8 protein-coding genes and 1 pseudogene are annotated in these 8,534 nt (G+C 61.1%); 4 read left to right on the top strand and 5 right to left on the bottom strand.

The window, feature by feature from the left end; translation table 11 throughout:
- The first annotated feature begins 24 nt into the window (after positions 1-24).
- Complete coding sequence (locus tag Q0U90_RS11255; protein WP_297455148.1) at positions 25-456, top strand: cold shock domain-containing protein; 432 nt, start codon at positions 25-27, stop codon at positions 454-456.
- Positions 457-524: 68 nt separating this feature from the next.
- Here the strand turns inward: Q0U90_RS11255 and Q0U90_RS11250 are convergent, their stop codons facing one another.
- Both Q0U90_RS11250 and Q0U90_RS11245 read right to left on the bottom strand, forming a co-directional pair.
- Positions 525-1,019: a DUF2771 family protein gene (locus tag Q0U90_RS11250; protein WP_297455145.1), complete on the bottom strand. Its 495-nt coding sequence runs from the start codon at positions 1,017-1,019 to the stop codon at positions 525-527.
- A gap of 121 nt (positions 1,020-1,140) precedes the next feature.
- Entirely contained in the window at positions 1,141-2,262 is a 1,122-nt protein-coding gene (locus tag Q0U90_RS11245; RefSeq protein WP_297455142.1) for a glutaminyl-peptide cyclotransferase, read from the bottom strand.
- A 23-nt stretch (positions 2,263-2,285) separates the two neighbouring features.
- Here Q0U90_RS11245 and Q0U90_RS11240 point away from each other — a divergent pair, with 23 nt between their 5' ends.
- The 3 genes from Q0U90_RS11240 to Q0U90_RS11230 all read left to right on the top strand — a co-directional run bounded on the left by Q0U90_RS11240 (position 2,286) and on the right by Q0U90_RS11230 (position 5,728).
- Positions 2,286-2,978 (top strand): DUF3027 domain-containing protein, encoded by a 693-nt coding sequence (locus Q0U90_RS11240; RefSeq protein ID WP_297455139.1) that lies wholly within the window; start codon positions 2,286-2,288, stop codon positions 2,976-2,978.
- 353 nt (positions 2,979-3,331) lie between these two features.
- Positions 3,332-4,846 carry an NCS2 family permease gene (locus Q0U90_RS11235; protein WP_297455136.1) on the top strand — a complete coding sequence of 505 codons (1,515 nt, stop codon included), beginning with the start codon at positions 3,332-3,334 and terminating at the stop codon, positions 4,844-4,846.
- Positions 4,847-4,855: 9 nt separating this feature from the next.
- On the top strand, positions 4,856-5,728 hold the full coding sequence (locus Q0U90_RS11230; protein ID WP_297455133.1) for an RNA methyltransferase: 873 nt from the start codon (positions 4,856-4,858) through the stop codon (positions 5,726-5,728).
- A 30-nt stretch (positions 5,729-5,758) separates the two neighbouring features.
- On the opposite strand, the gene Q0U90_RS11225 is transcribed toward Q0U90_RS11230, so the two are convergent.
- The 3 genes and pseudogenes from Q0U90_RS11225 to Q0U90_RS11215 all read right to left on the bottom strand — a co-directional run.
- The gene (locus Q0U90_RS11225) at positions 5,759-6,652 is read right to left on the bottom strand and encodes a hypothetical protein (RefSeq protein WP_297455130.1); all 894 of its coding nucleotides are present in this window, start codon (positions 6,650-6,652) and stop codon (positions 5,759-5,761) included.
- Between the two features lie 25 nt (positions 6,653-6,677).
- Positions 6,678-7,802: a septation protein SepH gene (gene sepH / locus Q0U90_RS11220; RefSeq protein WP_297455127.1), complete on the bottom strand. Its 1,125-nt coding sequence runs from the start codon at positions 7,800-7,802 to the stop codon at positions 6,678-6,680.
- A 165-nt stretch (positions 7,803-7,967) separates the two neighbouring features.
- Positions 7,968-8,534, bottom strand: a pseudogene (locus Q0U90_RS11215) (phosphoserine transaminase); the annotation flags it as partial.

The raw sequence follows: 8,534 nt of genomic DNA, 5'->3' as shown, positions 1-8,534 counted from the left end.
GGGCACGGGAAGGTTAGGTGGAAAGTGCCCATCGGTAAGGTCAGGTGGTACGACAAGGAACGCGGTTTTGGTTTCGTGTCGAACCCCGACGGTGAAGATGTCTACATCGGCAAGAACGTGCTGCCGAAAGGCGTGGAAGAACTCGTAACTGGTCAGCGTCTGGAATACGACTACGCTGACGGCCGTCCAGGCCCGCAGGCGCTGCGAATCAAGGTCCTCGATGAGGGGCCGCGCGGTGCACGCCACCGCCGTGGTGGGGCAGGTGGGGGCGCAGGTGCCCGTCGTCAAGCGAAGAAACACAGCCCTAGCGATCTAAACGGCATGATTTCGGACATGATCTCCATGCTGGAGTCGACGGTGCAGCGGGACCTGCGCGCCGGGCGCTACCCGGAGCGCAAGGACGGCCACCAGATGGCTGAGGTCCTGCGTGCAGTCGCACGCGAGCTGGACTCGTAGGTAGGGGGACGATGCAAAAACGCCCGCTCACAAAGGAAGACCTCGGTGAGCGGGCGTTTTGCTGTGCTTTACGACGGTTCGTTGACGATCGACCACGTAATGCCGTAGGTGGTCTCTTCGCCCTCGGAGTTCTTGCCGATTAGTGCGGTGGACACCTCGACAACCCCGAGCGGGGTGCGCTTGCCTGCAACGGCGGCGGAGCCGGCGATGGTCTCAGTCGTGGCTTCACCCGGGTTCTTGCGGGAGTTAGAGTTAACAGAATCGTCGGAGAAGAACCGCTGAAGAGTCCAGGCATTGGATCCAACGGTGGAACCGACGTTAATCTCGGCGGTATCCTGCTCTCCCAGCGAAATCTTGGCGGCGTTAGCCTCAATCGTGGTGCAGGAATTCTTCTCAAACAGATCGCAGATACGGTAGGGAAGAACCTTTGTGATTTCGCCGTCCTGATCGACCTCGATGGGCAAGGCGCGTGGATCTTCGATTGCCTGGCTCGACCACTTATTGACAGCCAGGACGATGCCGGTGACAACAAGACCCACCACGACAATAGCGCCGACAACCATGAACGCCTTACTATTCTGTTGCCAGCGGCGCCTATTCGATCCCATCAACTCTCACTTCCCGACATTCGTAACAGAATTGAAGCTACTTCAGTCACACTAGCCGTTTTTGGGCCAGATACCGTTATTCACCCACGGTAACACGGTAGGCAGTCGGCCATTTCTTGCCGGTGAGTAGGAACTGTCGTGAGCCATTTGGGGAGGTGGAGAAAGAGTCTGGGATTAGCGCAATACCGTTTAGCACATCAATATCCTTCAGCTCTGCCGGAGAAAGTTGGGTGTATAGGTCACGGAAGATTTCGGCGGCATCGACAATGCCGGTGACCTTCCCAGCTTCCGGATCAATGCGATAGATGAAGGGGCTCTGCCAAACGTTAGCCCAGACTTCGCGGTGCGGCTGCGGCGAACCTGCGTCGGCAGCGCCCTGTGCACTGTCCGAGGCATCGTCGACGCCGGTAGTGACGCACTCGAGTTCGTTGAGCCATGTTGTCTCCGTGCCCGCCGCTGTGACGGGCAGTTGACGCTGGGCGGAGAGATCATCGGGAGAACGGAAGGTCAGAGTACCGCTGCCGTCGGAGGTCACAATGGTGTCCTCGAAGGAGCAGGCCCCCCAGCCCTCGGTGTCGAAGGGGACCTCGCGGCGCTGCTCGAGGGTGTCCGCATCGCGTTCAATGGCACGACCTTCCTTCCAGGTCAGTTGCCACACAGTATCTCCGTGACGGGTAATCCCCTCACCGAAGAGCTCAGGGGACAAATCCTCCACGTTCGTCGGCTCGGCTGCGGAATTATCGAGCCAATTCGGCAGTCGGTAAATCTGTGACTCACCGTAGAGGCCGGTACCCATCAGCAAAGAGCCGTCGGGTTCGAACTCAAGGCCCTGGACAAAAGGCGCGGCGACATTCTTTTCGGCAGATAGCGGTGGCGCGGTGATTGGGTAGGACTGCTCGATGGTCAGTTTCAGCGTCGGAACTTCACCGAGACCCGGCACCTTATTGGGGCCGACTACCTCGGAGGGGTTGACTGACTTTGAAGAGGGGGCAGTGGTGGCATCGGAGTGTGAATCAGCATCAGCGCCCCGAGCAGAGTCTGCGTTGCCTGAATAATCGTTATCTGAATCAGTTTCAGCTGCGCAGCCGGACAACAAGGTGGCAGCTGCCACGGAGAGGATGGCCACTCGGGCCGTCGTAAAGCATGACGAGCGGAAGGAACGGGCAGGGTTTGCGCCGCCCGACGGGAATCTGTCCATGGCTTCACTCTAGGATAGGAAACGTGACTGAAAATCGACGACGTTCCCGAAACAGCCGCCGACGGGGGAAAGTGATGAATCACCAGGCGGTCGACACTGCGCGTGCTGCGATTGAAGAGTTGGGGGAGGGGCCTGCTGGCGCGCACACCGGCGTAAGCGTCGTCGGTGAGGGAGTTGCGGTTCACCGTTTTGCGGCTGACCTGCCCGGATACAGGGGTTGGGAATGGCATGTGGTGGTCGCCTGCGCGCCGGGCACTCAACAGGCGACAGTCAGTGAAGTAGCCCTCGTCCCCGGCGAAACCGCCCTGCAAGCGCCCGAGTGGGTGCCCTATGAGGAACGAGTACGTCCCGGTGACCTCGGTCCCCGCGATCTCCTACCGGCCGCAGTGGGGGATGAGCGACTCGACGGCGACGACCTGGAAACCCGCACACTGTCGGCACGTGGCGTGGAAGATACCGAGCAGCGCTGGGAAGAAGGCGATACCGGGTCGGAGAGTGACTTTGCTCGGGAAGCGCTGCACCGCTGTCGAACCTGCGCCTTCATGGTTCCGTTGACCGGACAGCTGGGTAAGAACTGGGGCGTGTGCGTCAACGAGTGGACATTCGACGCCACGGCCGTAAGCTTTGACCACGGCTGCGGTGCGCACTCAGCTATTCCGGAAGTCACGGGGCAGGGGGCTCCGGTGGCGGAACCCTACCAGGACTCGCATCTGTAGTTGCCCGTTCGACTGCGGTAACACATTTGGCTACGGCTTTATTTGGTACGGCTTTGCTGAAAAGAACCTGAGATGTAATTGTTGTGGGGGGAAGCCTTTTTTGTCTACCGTGCCAGCTGGTGCACGGCTCAGCTGGTGCGCGGCGTAGCCACAGCGGCTGCAGCACCGATGTACATGCGCTGGGCAGGTTGACGTTTTCGCTTTCTGAGGTCGTGGTCGCAAATTTCGTCGTAAAGCAGAGCCTGCGCAAAAGTAATGCTGAAGATGGTGCGATGACGGCTTTTCGTTATAAAACTCCCGCGTCGATGCGGTCGATGCGGATAAACATCACACCTTAGAGAGGTTCTAGAAAAATGGACAAAGCCACGTCCACCTCTGCAGCACCATCGGATGGGGTGACGGACTCCAAGGCTTCACGGCCCGGGCGCCATCTCTCTGCGGTAGACCGCTACTTCCAGATCACGGAGCGCGGTTCGACAACCGTCACCGAGATTCGCGGTGGCGTCGTGACCTTCTTCGCGATGGCCTACATCATCCTGCTCAATCCGCTCATCCTCGGCAACATCGAGGATGTCAACGGCAACAGCCTGGGGCTGCCGCAGGTCGCCGCAGTCACCGCGCTCGCAGCTGGTGCCATGACCATCGCATTCGGTCTCTTTGCCAAGTATCCCTTCGGCATTGCGACGGGCCTGGGCATCAACACCCTGGTTGCCGTGACATTCGTTGCCAACGAGGGGCTGGCCTGGGAAGAGGCGATGGGCCTGGTCGTGCTGGACGGCGTGATTATCGTGCTGCTGGCGCTGACGGGATTCCGCACGGCCGTCTTCCATGCGATTCCGTCCGATATGAAGGCCGCGATGAGTGTGGGTATCGGCCTATTCATCGCCATGATCGGCCTGGTTGACGGTGGCCTGGTCCGCCGCATCCCCGATGCTGCCGGGACGACTGTGCCGGTGCAGCTGGGCATCAACGGCCAGATCGCCTCGTGGCCGACCGCGGTATTCGTCCTCGGCCTGATTATCTGCGGCATCATGGTTGTACGCAACATCCCGGGCGGCCTGTTCATCGGCATCGTCATCAACACCATCATTGCGCTCGCTGTGGAGGCGCTGACCGACTCGGGCCCGTCGTTTGCTGACGGCAAGCCCGTGCCGACCGGCTGGAACCTCGCCGTGCCGACCCTGCCGGATCGTGTCGGCGGCATGCCGGACCTCTCCCTAGTTGGCGCCGTGGACATCTTCGGTTCCTTTGCCCGCATCGGTGCCCTCAGCGCCACCATGCTGCTGTTCACCTTGGTCCTGGCCAACTTCTTCGATGCCATGGGCACGATGAATGGCCTGGGCAAGCAGGCTGCACTTGTCGATGAAGACGGCGTGCTGCCGGACATGAAGCGCGCCCTGGTCGTCGAGGGCGCCGGCGCTATCGTCGGTGGTGCAGTCAGCTCTTCGTCGAACACCGTCTTTGTTGATTCCGCGGCAGGTATCGCCGATGGCGCACGCACTGGCCTTGCCAACATTGTCACCGGCCTCTTGTTCCTGGCTGCGATGTTCTTCACTCCGCTCTACGAAATCGTGCCTATCGAGGCCGCCGCGCCGGTGCTGGTCATCGTCGGTGCGATGATGATTGGGCAGGTCTCCGAGATTGACTTCACCCGCTTCGACATCGCGCTACCGGCATTTTTGACCATCGTCACCATGCCGTACACCTACTCGATCGCAAACGGCATCGGCATTGGCTTCATCACCTTCGCGGCGATGGCTATCTTCTCAGGTCGCGCTAAGACCGTGCATCCACTGATGTGGATTGTCTCCGGGCTGTTCGTCATCTACTTCGCCGCCGATCCGTTCACCGCTCTGTTGGGCGGCTAAAGAGTATCCATGTCTACCACCGCATCCCTCGACCGCTTTGCACCCATCGTCATCGATGATCCTGCCGACAGTCGGCTCGATGACATCCGCAACCTCAACAAGTCCGATTCCCGCCCCGATCTGCCCGGCGGCAAGGGGCTGGTCATCGCCGAAGGCACGCTTATTGTGCCGCGCCTGGTGCGCTCACGCTTCCCGCTCCGCGCGGTCTTTGGTACGCGCCAGAAGCTCGCCACGCTTGCCGACGGTTTGACCGCGCGCGAGGCCGACATTGCGGAAACGGTGCCCTGGTATGAGCTCGACCGCGAGGTGCTGGCTGCAGCAGCCGGATTTGATCTTCACCGCGGCTTGCTGGCCACCGCTGACCGTGCGCCGGGGCTATCAGTGGACCAAGTTCTGAGCGGAGCCACCACTTTGGCTGTGATGGAGGGTGTCGGGGACCACGAGAACATCGGTGCGTTGTTCCGTAACGCGGCGGGGATGGGCGTGGACGGGGTTGTCTTCGGCGCGGCCTGCGCCGATCCGCTGTATCGCCGCAGTGTGCGCGTCTCCATGGGGCATGTGCTGACCGTGCCCTTTGCGACTCTGCCCGGCACCACAACCACCTGGCAGCGGAGCCTGGACCAGCTCAAAGAGCAGGGCTTCCGCGTGGTGTCCATGACCCCGGCGGGCACGGTGAACCTATGGGAGGCCATGGACACGGACAAGGTCGCTATCCTTGTCGGTGCCGAAGGGCCGGGGCTTACCGAGCACGCGATGGCAGCCACCGATGTGCGTGCCCGCATTCCCATGTCGCCGGGAACCGACAGCCTGAATGTGGCTACTTCCGCAGCGATTGCTTTCTACGAGCGGCTGCGTGTTCAGTCGCAGCGCACAGGGCGCTAGAGCTAGGACGCGGGGGCAGGGCACAAGAAGCTACTTCCCGAACTTTCCTCGCGCACGCTTCCACGTTCGGCTGGCAAAGTTCTTCGCCTTTGCGCCAACGCGCCCGAGTTCTTCAAGGAAGTCTCGGTTCGGCTCTGCGTTGTGAACCTCATAGTCGTCGTAGGCGCGATTAAGTTCTGCACCCGAACCGGAGAAACCCGACTCACCCACTAGCCCGCGTGGGCTACGCGAGGTTGAGTACGAGGCTCCGGGAGCCGCACGACGGCCATCGACCGCAAAACCGCTAACAGGGATATCCGCTGCCGGCGAATGCGGGTCGAAGCCCAACCAGTCGGTGATGACGGCGTCGGCAAGCTCTGCCGGAACGAACGGCAAACCGACCCCCTCGCGCGGACGAGACGGTGCGTCTTCGGCATCGAGGAGCGGACGGTGCTTGCCCGCCCAGAAACTGCCCTCGGCGAGGCAGGGCAGGCCGATATCTTCCAACGTGCGGTAGCGGGTTGCTGAGAAAGCACGCTTGAGTTTGCCATCGTGCCAGTGCGCGAAGGCACCGAAGCCCGTAGCTTTATCCGACACAGTCGCATAGACGTCCGTGGCGGCAATCTCCTGCCGCAGACGCGGCGACAACTTCGACAGCTGCGAAACATCGTCGAGGACTGTCTGGAGCACAGCAACGCCCTCAAAACCGCCGATGTAATATTCGCCGTCGCCGGTCTCCGCCGAGCGATTGAGCGGGAAATCACCAATTGGTGTCACCGGCAGCGTCGAGTCATAAAGGGCCAGGAAACGACGCCCAAAACCGCGGTCGTGTTGAACACCCGTCTCCAGGGCCGCAGTCGGATCATCGGTGCTGATGAACCAAATTGTGACTACTCCCCGGCGGATCGCGGCGAATTCGAAATCGGAAAAATTGCCGTTCGTCATGGAGCTCATTATCGAGTGAAAACCGCTACTTCTTCGGACCGTTCGGACGTACGCCGAGAAGCACATCCTCCCACGACGGCATAACGGTCTTCTTCTTACGCTTTGGCTGCTCTGCATCAGGGTGTTGCAGGAACTCCGCCTCATCGATGTCATCGTCGACAGCATCGCTTTGCGACGGATCGTCGTGCTCCCCATGGCCTCGCGGCGGCTCCGCCGGCGCCTGCCATGCGGCCGGCATCTCAGCGGTATCCGCGGCATCGGCAGCGTGACTTGCCTGCGGGGCCAAATCGCGGTTGCGACGGGCAAAGTCGGGATCAATCAACTCCGCGGCCAGCTCATTGCGGGCAATTGTCAGCGCGGAGAGGCCCTCTGCCTGATAGTTCCACTCTGCCACGTTGGTGGTGTGGCCAACATTCCAGGTAACAGTCACAATCCACTGCCCACTCGGGTCGCGGTAGGCATCCCATGTGGCATCGGCGAGTTCCTGACCGCGGGCGGCAAAAGCGGTGGCCAAGATTTCCCACAGAGTGAGCTTGGCCGGGCCATCCAGACGACGTGGCTTAGACTGCTTGCCGAGCTCCGCAATACGTGCGCGCTCCGCAAGCACCGGGTAGGCGAAGGACTCAATCTTGCGCGACTGCATACCGCTGTACTCAATGAGCTCCTCGACCGACTGGCCACTGCGAATGCGATCTTGAATCTCGCGCGGCGACAACACGACACGTGGCTCTTCCAAAACTGGCTTCGGCGCAGTAGGGGTCTTCTTCGGTGCTGCCTCTGCCGCAGCGGGGTTGTCAGCTGGGGCCGGAATGTTGTCGGCTTGGGCCGAGTCGGTGTCTTCCGCAGAGCTGTCACCGGTCGGCTTACTGTCGGTAACTTCGCGCTCGGTGGTCTCGCCCGCTGGCGAGCTGCCGCTGGCAGTGGCGGTGGCGGCGCTGGGGCCGTCGACAAGCGATGCGGAATCTGCTGCGACTGGGGCACCGGTAGTATCCGTGAGCTCGAAGTGCTCGACAAGGAAAGTACGCAGGTTCTCGTCGAGAGGCAGCGTGAAGCGAAGTCCCTCCTGTCGTTCCTGCTCGGTGCTATCGGCGGGAACGAGAGTCAGTGAATCGGTCACATCGCCGTCCAGAACGGGCTTCAGCTCCCTCATGCGAGAACCTCCTTGTTGGTCGACGTTATAAGTAATGCTCACTAATCATGGTAAACGACAAAACTCCCGCGTCACGGACAATCGGGACAATGCCCTTGCGCGTGGCGCGGGAGTCAAGCGGCTGAGGCTGGTCACGTGGCTGCTATTTTGCAGCTGCTATTGCTGTTACTTGGCAGCGTAGCCGTTGTCCAGGACCCAGTCGATAGCGCCGGTCAGGCGACGGATGTCCTCCGGATCGATTGCCGGGAACATGCCGATACGCAGCTGGTTGCGTCCCAACTTGCGGTACGGCTCGATGTCGAGGATGCCGTTGGCGCGCAGGACCTTTGCAATCTGCGCAGCATCGATGTTGTCCTCGAAGTCGATGGTGCCGACGACCAGCGAGCGCTTTGCAGCATCGGTGACGAACGGAGTTGCCTCCGCGCGGTTCTCAGCCCAGTTGTAGAGGTGGGAGGAGGACTCGGTGGTGCGAGCGACCATGCCGTCGAGGCCGCCGTTGGCGTTCATCCACTTAACCTGATCGGCCAGCATCAACAGGGTGCCGACAGCCGGGGTGTTGTAGGTCTGGTTCTTGCGGGAGTTATCCACAGCAGTCTGCAGGTTCAGGAAAGCCGGGATGAAGCGGTCGGAAGAGTTGATCTTCTCAATGCGCTCGATGGCAGCCGGGGACATTGCAGCCAACCAGATGCCGCCGTCGGAAGCGAAGCACTTCTGCGGGGAGAAGTAGTAGAC

The sequence above is a fragment of the uncultured Corynebacterium sp. genome, assembly GCF_946998835.1.
Lineage (GTDB): Bacteria > Actinomycetota > Actinomycetes > Mycobacteriales > Mycobacteriaceae > Corynebacterium.
Note: the sequence above shows the minus strand (reverse complement) of the source record. Positions and strands in the feature narration are given on the sequence as shown.

What these genes read in the sequence shown, in the direction of transcription:
- Q0U90_RS11250 (WP_297455145.1), bottom strand. Translation starts at nt 1,019, where the DNA reads ATGGTTGTCGGCGCTATTGTCGTGGTGGGTCTTGTTGTCACCGGCATC.
- Q0U90_RS11245 (WP_297455142.1), bottom strand. Translation starts at nt 2,262, where the DNA reads ATGGACAGATTCCCGTCGGGCGGCGCAAACCCTGCCCGTTCCTTCCGC.
- Q0U90_RS11235 (WP_297455136.1), top strand. Translation starts at nt 3,332, where the DNA reads ATGGACAAAGCCACGTCCACCTCTGCAGCACCATCGGATGGGGTGACG.
- Q0U90_RS11230 (WP_297455133.1), top strand. Translation starts at nt 4,856, where the DNA reads ATGTCTACCACCGCATCCCTCGACCGCTTTGCACCCATCGTCATCGAT.
- Q0U90_RS11225 (WP_297455130.1), bottom strand. Translation starts at nt 6,652, where the DNA reads ATGACGAACGGCAATTTTTCCGATTTCGAATTCGCCGCGATCCGCCGG.
- sepH (WP_297455127.1), bottom strand. Translation starts at nt 7,802, where the DNA reads ATGAGGGAGCTGAAGCCCGTTCTGGACGGCGATGTGACCGATTCACTG.